Here is a 16326-nt window from a genome sequence, read left to right on the forward strand (position 1 = left end):
CGGGCTTTGTATGAAATGAACAAGAGGTGACACCCTAATGATTGAGGAGGGATGTATAATGGGTAAGGATAGACAGGAAAAACGCCTAAAGGCGTCAAGAAGAGTTGAATCTGATCGTGATCAATCAATTCATCATAAAGGGGCAACAGCATTAGAAGGTCCTGAAAACGCTCGAAAAAGAAATCAATAAAAAAAGGCATGTGATCATCACATGCCTCTCTTACTGGTTCTTAGACTATAGTATGTGGTATCTACGCCTCTTTCTTTGAGCCAATGACTCGTTTCACCTGTAATCACAACCTGAGTTTGCCTCAGTTCTTCAATGGTCTTCACGCCAAGCACTGTCATCATCATCTTCACATCTTCCTGAAGATCGATGATATCAGAGACGAGGCCACTTTCCCCTCCACTAGTGAGTGATTTTAAGAAAAAGCCAGCTAACCCAGCAGCGGACGCACCAAGAGCGATTGATTTTGTCACATCTAGTGCATCTTGAATTCCTCCAGAGGCTAAAACCGTTTGATCCTGAAAGGCTGTATGTACTTCAGCAAGACTCGCTGCAGTTGGAATCCCCCATTGATCAAAATAACGAAGTGCTTTTTGGCGTCGAAGATTTTCGATCTTAGAAAAGTTTGTTCCGCCAAATCCTCCTACATCAACGGCCGCAACTCCGGCATCAAATAACTTCTTTGCCGTTTCCTTGCTCATGCCAAATCCGACTTCTTTTACGACAACAGGCACGCCAACTGATTCAGCGATGACTGCGATTCGCTCAATTGCACCTCTAAAATCACGATCCCCTTCAGGCATCACGATCTCTTGAATGACATTTAAGTGAATCTGGAGCATATTTGCCTCCAGCATGTCGACAGCTTCCCGTGCTTGCTTGATTGTCGCTTCACTGCCTAAATTCGCAAAAACAAGTCCATCCGGATTGACCTTACGAACGACTTCATACGTTCGTCTTTCTTCTTCATCTTTTAGTGCAGCCATTTGTGAACCGACTGCTACTGGAATATTGGTTTCCTTCGCTGCGATCGATAAAGAGCGATTGATCTCATAGGTCGACTCTCCACCCCCACCAGTCATTGCATTGATAAAAATTGGCGAACCGAAAGTCAGTCCGCCAATTGTCGTATGTGTATCAATTTGTGATGTCGCAAGATCTGGTAAACTGGCGTGAACGAAGGAAACATCCTCTAAACCTGTTGCTGCATGCTGGCCAGTCGACAAAGCATGCTCAATATGTTGTTTCTTTCTTTCTGCTCGCGTCAATTTTGATCACCAAATTATTTTAGTTTATTGAGTTTATCACCGATCAGGTCACCAAGCTGGAATCCGCTTGTGTTTTCTTCTTTCGCCTGATATTGACGATAATTCTCTTCTATTTGTTTTTCGGGATTATCTTCTAAATCACGGATGCTTAGTGAAATGCGCTCTTCATCTTCATTCACATCAAGCACTTTCACTTTCACAGTCTGCCCTTCTTCAAGGACTTCTTGAGGGGTACCGATATGTTTATGAGAGATTTGGGAAATATGCACAAGTCCTTCTACACCTGGTAGAATTTCAACAAATGCACCAAAGCTCACAAGGCGTTGAACGGTTCCTTCAAGCACATCACCTTGTTTGACCTTTTCACCAATTTGACTCCAAGGTCCTGGTAATGTTTCTTTAATAGATAGTGAGATACGTTCGTTATCACGATCAACAGCAAGTACTTTGACCTTGACTTCCTGTCCTTCTTCAACAACGTCAGACGGTTTTTCAACATGTGCATGGGATAGTTGAGAAATGTGAACTAATCCATCAATGCCGCCAATGTCAACAAAAGCACCAAAGTCAGTCAGGCGCTGTACTTTTCCATCAATCACACTACCTACTTCAAGCTTTTGTAGGAAGTCTTGCTTTTTATCTAATTGCTCTTGCTCAACCACTGCACGATGTGAGAGAATCACACGATTTTTTTCGCGATCAAGTTCTACCACGACAAGTGAGAGCGTTTTTCCTTTGTAGTCCGTGAAGTCTTCTACATAGTGTGCTTCAACAAGAGATGCAGGAATAAATCCTCGCACACCAATGTCTACGACAAGACCACCTTTAACAACGTCTTTTACTTCAGCTTCAAATACTTCTTTTGTTTCAAACTTTTTCTCTAGGTCTTCCCAAGCGTGGTCTGCATCAACAGCACGTTTCGATAAAATCAAAGCATCGTCTTCGACTTTTGTTACTTTAAGCTCTAACTCGTCGCCATCTTTCACGACATCTGATGCTTTTTCAACGTGAAGACTTGATAATTCACTGATTGGGATAATCCCAGGTTGTTTCACATTGACGATATCTACATTTACATGCTTGTCCTCAACTTTTGAAACAATCCCTTTCACTACATCTCCAACCTCTGGTACCTGAACATCGATTTGATTCATTTCCTCTGTCATTTCGATAACCTCCTTGGTCCAAACCTACACAGCTTAGTTAAAACGACTGGGTGAATATGTGTCTTAAGCATGATGATTGCCAGCCGAATATGTATTATAGAAACATTCAAATCAACAGAATTGCTTGAATGATCAATAAAAATAGTATTAGTATAAACTTCTAATAAAAGACCTTGTTTGTCAAGAGATAAACCTCTAACTTATAAAAGTTTTCTAAAATTTCTTACTGTTTTTCCACGCGCTCTGCTGCATCTAAAATTTTACCTGCCACCTCTTGAATGGAAAGGGAAGTTGTGTCAATTTCAATCGCGTCATCAGCCTTCTTCAGCGGTGATACCTCCCGCTCAGAATCAAGCTTGTCACGTCTTGCAATCTCTTCGATCAGCTGATCGTAATTGACATCGTAACCTTTTTTCTGATTCTCTTCAAAACGGCGTTTCGCTCTTTCCTCTACTGAAGCAAGCAAGAAAATCTTCACTTCCGCATCTGGAAGAACGTGAGTGCCAATGTCTCTTCCGTCCATGACGACACCGCCTCGTTTGCCAAGCTCTTGCTGCCGGCGAACCATTTCTTCTCGAACAGCTCTGTGTTTTGCGACAACAGATACTTGGTTGCTCACGCGGTCTGTTCGAATATCCTCTGTCACATCGGTGTTGTCTAGATGTACTTTTTGACCTTCGTCCGTTGACACAAGTTCAATCACTGTCTTTTTCAGCAATGCATCAAGTGCCTGTTCGTCTTCAAGGTCTACACCATGATTGAGTGCCGCAAGTGTAATTGCGCGGTACATCGCACCTGTATCGATATAAATATATGATTTTTTCGCTGCGACAATTTTTGCCACAGTGCTTTTTCCTGCTGCAGCAGGACCGTCAATTGCGATAGATAATTTCTTTTTCATAATACCTCTCCTTGATTGAATCTCCCTTATGAATTGTAACACGATCACCGGTCAAACGGGGGAATTTTCTATCAATCCTTCTGCTTAAACGTCTCAATCCAATCTTCAATACTCATGTTATTCACACCCTCGTATTGCACGACTTTTGACAAGAACAGCTCGCCTTTCGTCAAATGAAGTGTGATCTGAACGGCTAATAACAGAACAAGCTGAATCAGCACCGCTTTAAATAACCATCTTTCCATTGTCTTCATACAAAAAGCCTCCATGCTAGATTCTTTTACCTCTAGTATGGAAGCTTTTTACATCCTTTATTCTTATGCTTTTTTCACACGTGTTAAAAGCTGCTGCTGGAAGCAGTATTTCATGATGTGCTGCTGGTGGTCATTCGTGATCTCAGAAAACTCCATGATCGCTCTTGTTTTGCCAGTCTGTTCATCTTGATATACTCGATTCATCTCTGCAACCGCTTTAATTTTTACGGGTTCTTTAAGTGGCAGTTCAAACTCTGTGTTCACTTCTCCGTATTCTTTGAGCGAGACACCTTCTGGAACAGCAATTGCTACACCGCCTGCACTCATATTGACGATAAAAGTGTCAAAGGCATCTTCATCCGTTTGTGTGATGGTCGCTTTCACCATCGTATCCACTCGAAGGTATTCTCTGCGCTGAAGCCGAATCATCTCTTCTTTTGGTGGGATTGAAATAACAATCATCGGAATATCTTCTTTTCTTTTTCCGATGACCTCGCTTGTACATTTGTATGGAATTTGATTTTCATCGAAAAAGAACACGGTGATTTCTGTTTGTTGGTTTAAGTAGATGGTGCGTCCCGTTTCTTTATCAGCTGGATAATTAATGCAAATATCATCGTTATTATTTTCCAAAACTTTCGATTTTGCTGTTTTCACTTCTTTGTTCTCATTGACATACTCAATTGTGATTGCATCCCCTATTTGTAACATTCCTCATCACTCTTTTCATCTGTGAAATCATATCCTCTCCTATATTAAACCATGTATAAAACAAAAGGAAAAGACTTATTAGCCTTTTCCTCGCTTCCTTTTCTATAGGTCTTTATATATAGGTTCTGCATTTTTTAGTTTATCTATTCTTTCTTCTTTTCCAGTATCTGCATTGATGAACATCCGGTACGTATCATTTTTAATTGTTCCAAGAAACTCATAGCAGAGGACTTCCTCTGACATATCATTTTGTACAATAGCTAAATGAGTTTCTTCAATCTTTACGTGCTTATTCAATGTTTTCTCTGCTTCTTTTTGCGAGATTTTAGGTGCCTTGATGTCACGTTTTTTATGATTCAATAAGTAGTCTTTCGCTGAGAACCCAACGACCTCTCCGTCATCTAAAGCGACTTTCATGCGAATACTATCTGGATAAAGCAGTACATTTTTTTGAAGGGGCACATAGGTAAATACGCCGATATTATCAAATTGCGCACTTTCATCTAAATGAAACGACTTCGTATCAAATCCATGCTTTTTTAAGAAACTTAACGCTTTTTCAGATGCTTCATTTAAACTGATTTTCTGTTTTTTGACGTCCCGATTTTGAAGAAGGTAGACTGGATGTCCTCCTTTTTCAGTCAAATCTAAATAAAAATTCGCTTTGCTATCTGGATCTGACATCGATAAGCTGTACACATCTCGATTTGTTTTACTTCCGCTTTTTCTCACCTTAAAATCTTGATTATGGTCAGGTGCGAATTGCTGTGCAATGCGGATCGCTTCTTTTTTTGAAATCTTTTGGCCTTTTAAATGACTGTAGCCTCGTGCTTCTGATTCTGATGACACATTTGTAGGACCGAGATCGACATCAGCAAATGCATCTGCATTTTTCTCGACTGTTTTCAAACCGTCAATAATGGTGTTATCGTTCTTTTTATCGCCGTCCGCCAGCGCCATTTCAACATCCATCCATTTTAAATTTTTGTTGAGTACGAGATGCTGCACTTGTCTAAGCTCGTTTTGGATATCTGCCGCTTGATCATATAAAGCAGTAATGGTTTTATGCGTATCTTTGTTTAATGGTTCATCTGATAAAGATTTAACTGATGATTTGTAACTAAAGTCTCCGACATTCGCTAGAAATTCTTCCGTTTTGTTAAAGGGCATCAATGTGAGCGGAAGCTGACTAACATTGTTATGCGCCTCTGATGACATTCTCCATACATCTGCAAGTGCTGGTGAGATCGATGTTTGGCTGTTCATCGCAAGTGTTGCTCCAAGTTGGTCGTGCAGCTGATCGACTTGATACGTTAAATCGTGAAAGGCCCTTTGGTAGTTGTTCTCTGCATGAAGCAGCACCGCATCTTTTTCTTGATGCTCTTTATAGCCCCAGTAACCTGTTGAGATGACAGCAATTCCTAAAATAGCAATCAATATTCCTCTGATCATTTATATACACCTCTTTTTATTCACAGAAAATATGTTTCCCGATTCGTTTAATTTGTGGTCTTCCCCAAATCCATGGACTTGTTGCTGTATCAGGATTAAAGTAATAGACGGCGCTTTCAGATGGATCCCATCCATTAATTGCATCAAACACTGCCTTTTTTGCGGTTTCATTTGGTGCCATATAAAATTGTCCATCTGCTACAGCTGTAAACGCGAGTGGTTCAAAAATGACGCCCGCGATCGTATTTGGAAATGTTGGGTTGTTCAAACGGTTTAAGATGACAGCAGCGATGGCCACCTGTCCTTCATACGGCTCACCTCTTGCTTCACTATAAACTGCTTGTGACAAGAGCTGAATGTCATTGCTAGAGAAACCACCTGGCATGTTGGCAGCCGTTTGTTTCGGCGTTTGATTTGCTTGCTGATTGCCTGACTGTTTTCCAGACTGCCCAGCTGACCCGCTTCCTCCGCTTTGACTTTTTTGATTCTGTTTTGCACCTTGCGCGGTCTTTTTTTGTGAGCTTTTTTGCCCAGGAGCCTTTGTTTGTTGGTCAAGAGGCTTCCCGCCATAATGGGTAAACTCGTTCCCTTTTTGCAGTTGCTGTTGCACAAACTCTTTATAGTATTTCGTCTTTTGAATTAATAGGCTTTTGGTTGTTGCACCTACAAGTCCATCGACATTCTTTACACCAAATTTGCTTTGAAAGTTGCGAACGGCCCAGTACGTTCCCCAGCCGTACACACCATCAATTTTGCCATTGTAAAAACCATTGTATTGGAGCCTTGCTTGTAGCTCGACTACATCTTCACCCGTTGCTCCTCTTTGAATGACTTGATTCGTGAAGGCTTCACTTTTTTCAGCTGTCATCAGTGAAGACGCGAGTAGAACGATTGAGAAGATAAGGACGAATTGTTTCATGAAACGAGCTTTGTCCATATTTGATCCTCCTGTACTTTTGATGTTTGAATATATGTTTCTTCCGATCCCTATTTTTATACATTCATCACAGGAGGGAATTGGATGGAAAAGACAAAAAAACGCCCTATAAACCTACAGGACGTTTTCTAAATTAAATTTGCACCATTTTCAACGCACGGGCTTTTTTTGCTTTTCGCAGACCAAACCACCATAAAAAAATCATGAACGGCAGCATAATATATCCCCAATTTTTCATCCCAAGAAGAATAAAATCATATAAGCCGTGAAATAGCACAGGGAGTGTTAAAGAAAGGATCAGCCATTTGCGCTGCTCTTTTTTATCAGAGAAACGAGCTTTGCCGATATAAAATCCCATCACAACACCAAATAAAGCGTGACTTGATACGGGTAATAAGGCGCGTGTAAACGCATATTCTACCCCATGACCAACTAAGTAAAGAATATTTTCAAGTGTCGCAAAACCGAGAGAGACACTTATTCCATACACAATCCCATCATAGTGTTCATCAAACTGGGCATGCGCATAGACGCTGACCATTAAAATAAACCATTTTAATGATTCCTCTAAAAAGCCTGACGTCACAAATGAAATCAAGATAGGGTTTGTTGCGATATTTTCCTCTTGAAGGACATATTGAATAAACATGGTTGGAAACACAAGTATGACACCTAGCATAAAAGATCTGATGACCATGTGAACCGGCTCATTGTCGTACTGATCTTTCAAATAAAAATAACTTAAAAGTGCGATGCCGGGAGCTAAACCTGCTGAAATGATTGCGATCATAATCAGACCTCTTTCCCTACATTATCCTTCATTATCGTACCATGATTTACCCCTTTTTTATATGACTCGAGCCCATTTTTCTTAAAATATCTTTCTATATAATCCCATTTATATAAAAAAGAACTGAATCCTTATGAAGGATCCAGTTCTTTTTTAGCCGTTGATTCTTTTGTTGATTTCTTCTGCAATCAATCCTCCATGAAATCTTCCATTTTCAATGAAAATTTCATTGGCATTGTTTCCTGCTGCAATGACTCCTGCAATGAAAATACCTTCTACGTTTGTTTCCATCGTCTGTTCATCAAAGGCTGGGCGACCTGATTCTTGATCAATCATTACACCCATTTTTTCTAAGAACGAATGATCAGGATGATAGCCTGTCATCGCAAACACATAATCACTTTTCACTCGATCCGTTTGGTCTTGCTGGTTTGTAAAGATCACCTCTTCTTCTGTGATCTCTTTCACCTGCGCCCCGAACTCCATTCGAATGGTTCCATTACGGACAAGGGCTTCAAACTCTGGTAAAATCCAAGGTTTGATGCTGGACGAATATTCAGTTCCTCTATATAACACAGTGACTCTGCTTCCGCATTTGACTAGTTCTAACGCGGCATCTACACTGGAGTTCTTCCCACCGATGACCGTCACATCTTTATCAAAGTACGGGTGACCTTCTTTAAAATAATGATACACATGGGGTAGATCTTCCCCTTTGACATTCATATAGTTTGGATGATCATAGTAGCCAGTGGCAATCACGACATAGTCACATGAATAGTCATCTTTTGATGTGCTGACGGTAAAACGCCCATCTTTTTTCGTCACAGCGTTTACTTTTTCAAAGGCATGCACACGTAGGCTTTTTCTTCTGACCACCTCTCGGTAATAGGAAAGTGCCTGAATCCGAACTGGCTTCCGGTTTTCAGTAATAAAAGCGACATCACCGATCTCAAGCTTTTCACTTGTACTGAAAAAGGTTTGATGTGTTGGGTAATGATAAATACTGTTGACCACATTCCCCTTTTCAATCACAAGTGCATCGATACCGATTTGCTTGAATGCGATGGCAGCTGATAATCCACATGGGCCGCCTCCTATTATGATCGCTTTTTCTTGTTTCATTTGTTCCACTCCTGTCATTTCACTGCAATAACAATTGCTGGGCTGTTTGATTCCTTGTGCCATTACATAAAAAAATCTCCTATATAAGGATAGGAGATTTTTGGGCGCGATGCAAATAAGCCGCTTAAATCCAGCCTCTGAATCGAGAAGCCTCAGCCATTTTACGTACGCCGACCATATATGCAGCAAGACGCATATCGATGCGGCGGTTTTGCGCCATTTCATAAATATTATTAAATGATTTCACCATCATATTTTCTAAACGAGTTTCCACTTCTTCTTCTGTCCAGTAGAACCCTTGGTTATTCTGAACCCATTCAAAGTAAGAAACAGTGACACCACCCGCACTCGCAAGTACGTCTGGTACAAGTAGTACACCACGATCTGAAAGAATTTTTGTTCCTTCAAGTGTCGTCGGACCGTTTGCTGCTTCTACGACAATTTTGGCTTTAATGTTTGCCGCATTATCTTCTGTAATTTGATTTTCAATGGCTGCAGGTACTAAAATATCACAATCCAGCTCCAGCAGCTCTTTGTTTGTAATTGTATCGTTAAATAATTTAGTGACGGTTCCAAAGCTGTCACGTCGGTCAAGCAAGTAGTCAATGTCTAGACCATCTTCATCGTATAATCCGCCGTAAGCGTCTGAAATCCCAACGATTTTTGCTCCAGCATCATACATGAATTTAGCCAAGTAACTTCCAGCATTTCCGAATCCCTGTACGACAACACGAGCCCCATTGATGTCAATTCCTTTTTTCTTCGCCGCTTCTTTGATGCAGATCGTCACACCTTTTGCTGTTGCAGTGTCACGTCCGTGTGAACCTCCAAGAACAATCGGTTTTCCTGTAATAAATCCTGGCGAGTTGAACTCATCCATTCTAGAATATTCATCCATCATCCAAGCCATAATTTGAGAGTTTGTAAACACATCTGGTGCTGGAACATCTTTTGTTGGTCCCACGATTTGACTGATTGCGCGAACATAGCCGCGGCTTAGTTTTTCAAGCTCTCTGAATGACATTTCTCTTGGATCACAGATAATACCGCCTTTTCCTCCGCCATAAGGAAGATCCACAATACCACATTTTAAACTCATCCAAATTGAAAGCGCTTTTACTTCTTTTTCAGTGACGTTCGGGTGGAATCGAATTCCGCCTTTTGTCGGACCGACAGCATCATTGTGCTGCGCGCGGTAACCAGTGAAAATTTTCACCGATCCATCATCCATACGTACTGGAATTTTGACCGTTAATAGACGAATTGGTTCCTTCAGCAATTCATACACTTCTTGCGGATATCCCAATTTGTCAAGCGCTTTATGTATGACGGTTTGAGTTGACTTTAAAACATCTAGCTTATCTTCTGCGTTATGAGCGGCGTTTTGATCGGCTGCCATTAAAATAAACCCCCTAGAAATCTTTCATGATCTACTGCTCCCTTTCAAGCAATAGTATACACCTTCGTACTGGTAAAGCAAAGGTAAAAAACGTTTTTTATCAAAATAAAATATCAGCGTTTATAAATATAAAAAAGGATATAAAAAAATACTGTTGTTTCATCACAACAGTATTAAATATAATAGAAAAAAGTGATTAAAAATACATCTGAATCGTTTTCACTGCATCATCTTGCATAATCACTTTTCCATACTCTTGTAGCCGGTGAATGGTTAATGTCGTAGGAGAACCAAACTCCGCTAAGATGGAAATGACAGTATCAGCAGACAGTTCTTCAACATCATCTAGGCTGAGAAAATATTGACCTTCATAATGGTAAACTGTACCCCCTAAAAGTCCAATACGACTTAAACTATGGGACAGTTGAATCACATCTTCAAACGAGGCAAATTGATAGAGCACATGCTTGCTCTCGTCGAGCTTGACTTGCATCTCAATGTAATCTTCATCAAACTCATCATCAGCATCATCTTCCTGCTGACTCTTTGTCACAATGACGACCATCCCCTGCGCCTGAAGAGAAAACACTTCAACAGCAATCGGTCCATTCGCTTCAAAACCGAGCTCCTGATTCGCTTCGTTCATCATGTCTTTAAACAGCTGATGAACTTTGAACGAATCTTTCCAAAGGTCTTCTTTCGTAAGACCTCGGTCTGTCAGGTCATCTAGTGTGAGAAAAATTTTGATTTTATTATAATTCAGACGCTCCAGTCGCATAACGTTGTTCCCTCCTGCCTCTTCTAACACACATCATACTGTAGTATATGAGATGATGAGTCATAGGTTCTTAATTTTGTATTCAGTTTACACTGTGTCAAGACGGAAGACAAGCATGAAGCCATGCTTACGGTGACTTTTATGGAAAATATTGAGGGTGCATCAAGTTAACGAGTTTTTAGAGGCATTAAATAGATCAGATGGGTTTCTGGTTCTGCCCCAAGACGCATTGGAATCTTTGTTGTTCCATAGCCATTACTAATTAGAAAGAAAGCGCCTTTGATTTGGCCTGTTCTCCCTTTTTCATACGGGCCAAATTTCCCGATACGGATCTGTCCTCCGTGCGTATGACCGCTCAGGACAAGATCGATTCCCTCTTCCTCACTCATCATGTGATGCACATCTGGATTATGTGATAAGAGAATATTCACTTCATCTTTGACAAACTCAGGTCGTATCGCTTCATAATCTGCTTTTTCGAGCCGAATATCATCAATTCCTCCAATTTTAATGGGTTGGTCATCAAAATCCCACACAGCCGTTTCATTTTGCAATGTGGTGACACCATATGCATGAAGGATCTCTTTAAACTTTTGCTGATGCAGCTCATGATCATTATTTCCCCAAACAAAATAAACCGGCGCAATTCTTGATAAACGTTTCACATTTTCTTCAATCCTGGCATAGGGCACACCTTTTTCTGCTAAGTCCCCGCCTATCATAATCACATCTGGCTTTTCCTGCCTTACTTCTGCTAATAATGTGTCACTAATGAGGCGGCGGTGCGTATCAGAAATAAAGAAAATGACTGCGGGTCTATCTGATTGAAGTGCTTCTATTGTAAAGTAATGCTTTTTGATGTTGTTTTGTTTTGCCGTTTTCACCATTTTTGCCGTTACACACACACCTGTTGTAACAGCCGCAATGGCGGCAGTAAATCCGATGGCATATTTCATCATAAATGGCTCCCTTATATATCTGTTTTTCATAAGACGATTGAATGAAAAAAGACGTTTCAACTGTTAAACGTCTTTTTTCTCATTTATTTACTTTCATAATAGAGGTTAATGTCATATTGTTTCTGCATGTAGTGAAAAACCGCCTCACGTTCTTTCCACTGATTTGCTTGAGGCCATAAATCAGTGCTTTTTTGTATAATTTCACATCTGAGCTTATGATATTCATCCTCAGCCTTTTCTTCTTTTTTCTTATAATAATACGATGCGTAAAAAGCAAACACTTCTGCCATGATCCAAAACAGAAACACCTCATGACCAAGCAATGTTGCAATCATAACTTCAGGCTGCAGCGAGCCTCCCGTTTTGGCTGTTATGACAAAATAAAACAAAAGAATGGCTAGAGATAGTAGGGCTGTCCACTGCCATCTTTTGCTTTGCTTTGCAAAACCCTCGTATTTCCGCTTTCTTTTGATCAATGTTTCAATCATTTTCTGTGTCGGCTGATCCATATAGCGGCTGATTGCGTGCAATGTCATCACATACACCCTGTCCCTTTTTTCTACATATGTATGTGCTTTTCACTTGATTCATGTCAGGTAATTAGTTTTCTAATGGGATATTCAGCACTTGTCCGCTGTACACACTATTTCCTTTTAAATGATTATACGCTTTGATCTTCTCTTCACCCGAACGATTTTGGTAATATTTCATGGAGATTCGATACAGGTTTTCCTCTGGTCCAACGGTATGCTGTACGACACGAACTGGTTTCTCTTCCTGCTTCTTTTTCTCTTCAGCTTCTTTTCGTTTTTTCTCTTCCTGCTGTTTTTGCAAAGCTAGTTGCTGCTGTTCACGCTTTTTTGCAGCTGCTGCCTTTTCACGCTCTGCCTTCTCTTTAGCAGCTTGCTCTTTTTTCTTTTGTTTAGCCTTTTCTTTTGATCGCTGCTTTTCTTTTTCTGCCTCTTTCTTTTTCTTCTCTTCAGCAGACGCATCAGCTTTATCAGCGCTTGAGTCATTTTTCGTTTCGACAAGTGCTGACGGGACTGGGTCTGTGTCAGCACTAGATGTTTTATCGATATATACACCTTGATTGTTGTTATGGTTGATTTCCTGTGATGTGTAGTAGATCAAAAGGAAGAAAACACCGATGACAATAATAGGAAAGATAATAGCCAATGTCGTAAACAATGGATTGCGCACCTTTTTCGTGCGTTGCTTTTTATATTCATGAAAATCTTCTCGTGTAGGAAAGTGAGAGTCATCTGAAGGATTCACTTCTTCTTCCAGTTTTTCCTCTACATCGTCATGGATGTTTGTCAGTTGCTCCTTTTTTCTCTTCATCCTCGACATTTCTTCCATGTTCATCCCTCCCCCTATATTTCAAACGAATTTGACATGCAAAGACTAAGTCAATCACAAAATGGGTCATGACAGGGACAAATAAATTCCCAGTCCACTCATATAAAAGTCCTAAAAAAATACTAATAGAAACCACAAGAATAAACAAGAGTATTTTTGATAAGTAGCGAAAGTGAAGAAGCGCAAACACAATGCTGGCGATCTCGAGTCCAAATTGCTGTTGAACGATCCCGCGGAATAAAATTTCCTCTGAAAAGGCAATGAGCAGTGTTAACCAAACAATATGCGGGATGCTACGGTTTTTGAACATTTTTTCATTCAAGCCGCCATCATCATACATATGAGCGGGAAACACCTTCATGACAATTGCATCCACAACAATCACAAGCAAAGCGCCGCCAATTCCATAAGTCAGTATCCGCATATCATGGATCTGCCAAAGTGCAGTAAAATCAGTCCAATGATCGAACATAAAAATACCTAGTAAAAAAGAAACGATAAGCATGAGCACCTGCGTGAAATACAGCTGTTCTACTACTTGTCGATCGGTTAATTTTTCAATAATTCGGCGATGTTGTTCAATCAATGCTGCGCCTCTTTTGTTAGATGAAACATACGCTCCAGCACGATCTTCCAGTGTTTCATTTCATTCAGCTCCAATTGTTGATCTTTTTTTTCATAATCAGATAGGTCAAGTCCGCAAGAAGAGCAGCAGTTTGCAGAAGAAGAGTCCTCCGATTGATCTAGCTGTTCGTAAAAGTATGATAACAGAGATTGTCTAAAGCAGGCTTCATCAGTGATTCGCTCTTTAAATTGCCACACTTTTCTTAGCTTTTCTGTTTGCCTGTCCTGCAGTTTTTCTTTCAGATTTTTGATGAGCACGCGAGGCTGTTCGGATTGATACATGATGTAATAATGCGTGAGCATCCTCGCACGCGTCTCCTGAAGCCCTGCTTCCATCAATCGATCACGTAATTTCTTTTCGTCATTTGTCTGCATTTGTGTTAATTGGGCTAAGAAAAAATCAATTTCTGGATCATCAAAACCTTCTGATTGAATCAAATGACTTTGAATATCCGCATCCTCTTCTGTATATAAAAGAACGCTCACACTGTTTTCCCCGTCTCGTCCCGCTCTTCCAATCTCCTGCATAAAGGCTTCAATTGATTGCGGCGGACTCATATGAATCACAAATCGTATATCTGCTTTATCAATTCCCATTCCAAAAGCACTTGTACAGCAAATGAGATCAATTTGCCCGCTGATAAATTGCTGCTGAATGAGCATGCGGTCTCCTGCATCCATTCCGCCGTGATAAAATTCTACACGTTGATGGGTTTTTTGTTTGATGAAGAGTGAAATATCTTCTGTCATTTGCCGGGTCGGGCAATAAATCAGGCCAGGCCCTTGAAGGGTTTCCACAAGCTCAAGCGCCCGTTTCTCTTTCGCTTCTTTTGTTTCATGCACTTCTTTGACTAATGCAATGTTAGACCGGTTCACGGAATGAATATGAAAAGCTGGATGCTGCAGGCGCAAAGTTTGCACTGTATCCTTTAGCGTTTGTTTTGTCGCTGTTGCCGTCAGTGCTAAGGCCGGGGGATGACCTAACGCTTCTCTCCATTCACCCAGCTTGGAGTATTCAGGACGAAAATCATGTCCCCACTCTGATATACAATGGGCTTCATCGACGACAAAAAGACCAATATGCATCGACTTGAGCTGCTCTAACAGCATCTCTGACATTAATGCCTCAGGCGCGACAAATAAAAATTTATATGATGGCAAATGCCGAATGATATGTCGTCTCTCCTGAAAAGACAGTGTGCTGTTAAGCGCCGCCACTCGTTTTTCCCCGCGCATTTTCATTCGTTCTACTTGATCCTCCATGAGCGATAAAAGCGGCGAAATAATGAGAACTAGCCCTTCTGTCATATAGCCAGGAATTTGATAGCAAAGTGACTTCCCTCCGCCAGTAGGCAGCATAGCAACCGTATCTTTTTGATTCAGTACACTTTGAATAATGTCCTCTTGACCCGCTTTAAATGAGTCGTAACCAAAGTATCGCATGAGCGTCTGATGAAGCTTATCCATTCGCTTTCACCATCCTTGTCAGTGCCAATCGTATTTGAAAATAAGTAAATGGATGCTCGAGTTTTTCTTTAATCAGCTTCATTTTGTTTGTTTGAAGCTGGCTGGCTACATCATGGATCGCCTGCTGCTCTAATGTGGTCACATACGGTTCTATGGAGAAGCTCGGCTCATGTATGGATAGCTCCACAATATGATCCTCGATCGTTGCCTTTTTTAATGAACGAATGTGGGCAATTTGATCAATGCTAAACCCTTTTTGTACAAGCTCAAGCGTTTTGTGGGTAGAAGTTGTTAACACGCGTTTGAATTCAAGGTCACCTACGACCAGCTGCATGATCGGCGCCTCACCTTTTTGTGAAGAATGAATAAAATAATGGAGCACATTCCAAAAAAGCAGGTACACATACCACACATCTTCTTTCATCCACTCAGCCATTTGCTGATACGTACGCCCGATTCTTTCATTTGAGGTCAATGAATAAACAAAGATCAGTGCTTCTCGATCACTTAAACGAGCAAGGAGCTTTTCAAGTTCATGATGCAGATCTTCAGAAAGCTTTTTCTTATGCTGATGCTGTTTCAAGAAAGATTTCGTCCAGCTTTGAACCGATACATCTCTTTGAATCGGCACATATTGCTGTGACCCTGCCGCATAGTGTGAAAGCACTTGTACAAGTAAAGACAGTCTCATCCATAGCATCTTTGCTTTATCATGATATTGAGCACCATGAAAATAAGCGGGCAGCGGTTTTTCAGAAAAATACTGTTTTAGCATACGCTGTCCTGCATCTGTGACGCTGAATGTATCCCCTGTTTTTCTGATGTAATCCTTTTCTTCGAGCTTTCGAACAGAGCGATTCAGCTGATCCCGCGTAAAACCTGGATAACAGCCAAAATAGCTAGAAAGCTGAAACAAACTTGCATCCTGTATCGTTTGTGATGATTTTTTTCCTTTAAAAAGATGGTAGACAGCGCTAATGGAGCGTTCGCCGTTCAATTTATGTACGCTGTCCATTAGCATGACATCCAAGTAATGAATCGTCATTCATCAAAGCACCTGTCTTCCTGACAAAATTCGAATATTTTCTCCCTTTATTTTAACAGATTTCATAGAAGAAGAAATGTTTAA

General features: G+C 40.7%; 18 protein-coding genes. 1 reads left to right on the forward strand and 17 read right to left on the reverse strand.

The window, feature by feature from the left end:
* Positions 1 to 58: 58 nt before the first annotated feature.
* A complete protein-coding gene (locus C6W18_RS01935) occupies positions 59 to 190 on the forward strand; it encodes a YpzI family protein (RefSeq protein ID WP_078061648.1) in 132 nt (43 codons plus the stop codon).
* 17 nt (positions 191 to 207) lie between these two features.
* Here C6W18_RS01935 and fni read toward each other — a convergent pair whose 3' ends face one another.
* The 17 genes from fni to C6W18_RS02020 all read right to left on the reverse strand — a co-directional run bounded on the left by fni (position 208) and on the right by C6W18_RS02020 (position 16242).
* The gene (gene fni, locus C6W18_RS01940) at positions 208 to 1275 is read right to left on the reverse strand and encodes a type 2 isopentenyl-diphosphate Delta-isomerase (protein ID WP_105925635.1); all 1068 of its coding nucleotides are present in this window, start codon (positions 1273 to 1275) and stop codon (positions 208 to 210) included.
* Positions 1276 to 1289: 14 nt separating this feature from the next.
* Complete coding sequence (rpsA, locus tag C6W18_RS01945) at positions 1290 to 2441, reverse strand: 30S ribosomal protein S1 (protein ID WP_034318873.1); 1152 nt, start codon at positions 2439 to 2441, stop codon at positions 1290 to 1292.
* Between the two features lie 223 nt (positions 2442 to 2664).
* A complete protein-coding gene (cmk, locus tag C6W18_RS01950; RefSeq protein ID WP_105925637.1) occupies positions 2665 to 3342 on the reverse strand; it encodes a (d)CMP kinase in 678 nt (225 codons plus the stop codon).
* 71 nt (positions 3343 to 3413) lie between these two features.
* On the reverse strand, positions 3414 to 3596 hold the full coding sequence (locus C6W18_RS01955) for a DUF5359 family protein (protein ID WP_003215744.1): 183 nt from the start codon (positions 3594 to 3596) through the stop codon (positions 3414 to 3416).
* A gap of 63 nt (positions 3597 to 3659) precedes the next feature.
* Positions 3660 to 4307, reverse strand: coding sequence for a flagellar brake protein (locus C6W18_RS01960; RefSeq protein WP_034318867.1), 648 nt, complete (start codon positions 4305 to 4307; stop codon positions 3660 to 3662).
* Positions 4308 to 4409: 102 nt separating this feature from the next.
* Entirely contained in the window at positions 4410 to 5759 is a 1350-nt protein-coding gene (gene ypeB / locus C6W18_RS01965; RefSeq protein ID WP_105925639.1) for a germination protein YpeB, read from the reverse strand.
* 16 nt (positions 5760 to 5775) lie between these two features.
* Positions 5776 to 6627 carry a spore cortex-lytic enzyme gene (gene sleB / locus C6W18_RS01970; RefSeq protein ID WP_373465688.1) on the reverse strand — a complete coding sequence of 284 codons (852 nt, stop codon included), beginning with the start codon at positions 6625 to 6627 and terminating at the stop codon, positions 5776 to 5778.
* Between the two features lie 202 nt (positions 6628 to 6829).
* Positions 6830 to 7486, reverse strand: coding sequence for a glutamic-type intramembrane protease PrsW (gene prsW, locus C6W18_RS01975; protein WP_105925643.1), 657 nt, complete (start codon positions 7484 to 7486; stop codon positions 6830 to 6832).
* Positions 7487 to 7639: 153 nt separating this feature from the next.
* The gene (locus tag C6W18_RS01980) at positions 7640 to 8611 is read right to left on the reverse strand and encodes a YpdA family putative bacillithiol disulfide reductase (RefSeq protein WP_034318854.1); all 972 of its coding nucleotides are present in this window, start codon (positions 8609 to 8611) and stop codon (positions 7640 to 7642) included.
* A gap of 124 nt (positions 8612 to 8735) precedes the next feature.
* Positions 8736 to 10010, reverse strand: a complete 1275-nt coding sequence (locus C6W18_RS01985) for a Glu/Leu/Phe/Val family dehydrogenase (RefSeq protein ID WP_034318851.1) — start codon at positions 10008 to 10010, stop codon at positions 8736 to 8738.
* A 196-nt stretch (positions 10011 to 10206) separates the two neighbouring features.
* Positions 10207 to 10788: a genetic competence negative regulator gene (locus C6W18_RS01990; RefSeq protein ID WP_105925645.1), complete on the reverse strand. Its 582-nt coding sequence runs from the start codon at positions 10786 to 10788 to the stop codon at positions 10207 to 10209.
* Between the two features lie 167 nt (positions 10789 to 10955).
* Positions 10956 to 11744 (reverse strand): metallophosphoesterase, encoded by a 789-nt coding sequence (locus tag C6W18_RS01995; protein WP_034319374.1) that lies wholly within the window; start codon positions 11742 to 11744, stop codon positions 10956 to 10958.
* Between the two features lie 86 nt (positions 11745 to 11830).
* Entirely contained in the window at positions 11831 to 12283 is a 453-nt protein-coding gene (locus tag C6W18_RS02000) for a DUF2663 family protein (protein ID WP_105925647.1), read from the reverse strand.
* Between the two features lie 64 nt (positions 12284 to 12347).
* Positions 12348 to 13106, reverse strand: coding sequence for a LysM peptidoglycan-binding domain-containing protein (locus C6W18_RS02005; protein ID WP_105925649.1), 759 nt, complete (start codon positions 13104 to 13106; stop codon positions 12348 to 12350).
* Complete coding sequence (locus tag C6W18_RS02010; RefSeq protein WP_105925651.1) at positions 13051 to 13692, reverse strand: CPBP family intramembrane glutamic endopeptidase; 642 nt, start codon at positions 13690 to 13692, stop codon at positions 13051 to 13053. The genes C6W18_RS02005 and C6W18_RS02010 overlap by 56 nt, the downstream gene beginning before the upstream one ends.
* A complete protein-coding gene (locus tag C6W18_RS02015) occupies positions 13689 to 15197 on the reverse strand; it encodes a RecQ family ATP-dependent DNA helicase (RefSeq protein ID WP_105925653.1) in 1509 nt (502 codons plus the stop codon). Before C6W18_RS02015 ends, C6W18_RS02010 begins: the two co-directional genes overlap by 4 nt.
* Positions 15190 to 16242, reverse strand: a complete 1053-nt coding sequence (locus tag C6W18_RS02020) for a YpbB family protein (protein WP_034318836.1) — start codon at positions 16240 to 16242, stop codon at positions 15190 to 15192. The genes C6W18_RS02015 and C6W18_RS02020 overlap by 8 nt, the downstream gene beginning before the upstream one ends.
* Positions 16243 to 16326 lie beyond the last annotated feature (84 nt).

The organism is Bacillus sp. LLTC93 (assembly GCF_002993125.1).
In the GTDB taxonomy this organism is placed as follows: Bacteria; Bacillota; Bacilli; order Bacillales; family Bacillaceae; genus Bacillus; species Bacillus zhangzhouensis.

Coding starts and splice junctions, on each gene's coding strand:
- C6W18_RS01935 (WP_078061648.1), top strand. CDS start 59: ATGGGTAAGGATAGACAGGAAAAACGCCTAAAGGCGTCAAGAAGAGTT.
- rpsA (WP_034318873.1), bottom strand. CDS start 2,441: ATGACAGAGGAAATGAATCAAATCGATGTTCAGGTACCAGAGGTTGGA.
- cmk (WP_105925637.1), bottom strand. CDS start 3,342: ATGAAAAAGAAATTATCTATCGCAATTGACGGTCCTGCTGCAGCAGGA.
- C6W18_RS01955 (WP_003215744.1), bottom strand. CDS start 3,596: ATGAAGACAATGGAAAGATGGTTATTTAAAGCGGTGCTGATTCAGCTT.
- C6W18_RS01960 (WP_034318867.1), bottom strand. CDS start 4,307: ATGTTACAAATAGGGGATGCAATCACAATTGAGTATGTCAATGAGAAC.
- ypeB (WP_105925639.1), bottom strand. CDS start 5,759: ATGATCAGAGGAATATTGATTGCTATTTTAGGAATTGCTGTCATCTCA.
- sleB (WP_373465688.1), bottom strand. CDS start 6,627: ATGACAGCTGAAAAAAGTGAAGCCTTCACGAATCAAGTCATTCAAAGA.
- prsW (WP_105925643.1), bottom strand. CDS start 7,486: ATGATCGCAATCATTTCAGCAGGTTTAGCTCCCGGCATCGCACTTTTA.
- C6W18_RS01980 (WP_034318854.1), bottom strand. CDS start 8,611: ATGAAACAAGAAAAAGCGATCATAATAGGAGGCGGCCCATGTGGATTA.
- C6W18_RS01985 (WP_034318851.1), bottom strand. CDS start 10,010: ATGGCAGCCGATCAAAACGCCGCTCATAACGCAGAAGATAAGCTAGAT.
- C6W18_RS01990 (WP_105925645.1), bottom strand. CDS start 10,788: ATGCGACTGGAGCGTCTGAATTATAATAAAATCAAAATTTTTCTCACA.
- C6W18_RS01995 (WP_034319374.1), bottom strand. CDS start 11,744: ATGAAATATGCCATCGGATTTACTGCCGCCATTGCGGCTGTTACAACA.
- C6W18_RS02000 (WP_105925647.1), bottom strand. CDS start 12,283: ATGACATTGCACGCAATCAGCCGCTATATGGATCAGCCGACACAGAAA.
- C6W18_RS02005 (WP_105925649.1), bottom strand. CDS start 13,106: ATGGAAGAAATGTCGAGGATGAAGAGAAAAAAGGAGCAACTGACAAAC.
- C6W18_RS02015 (WP_105925653.1), bottom strand. CDS start 15,197: ATGGATAAGCTTCATCAGACGCTCATGCGATACTTTGGTTACGACTCA.
- C6W18_RS02020 (WP_034318836.1), bottom strand. CDS start 16,242: ATGACGATTCATTACTTGGATGTCATGCTAATGGACAGCGTACATAAA.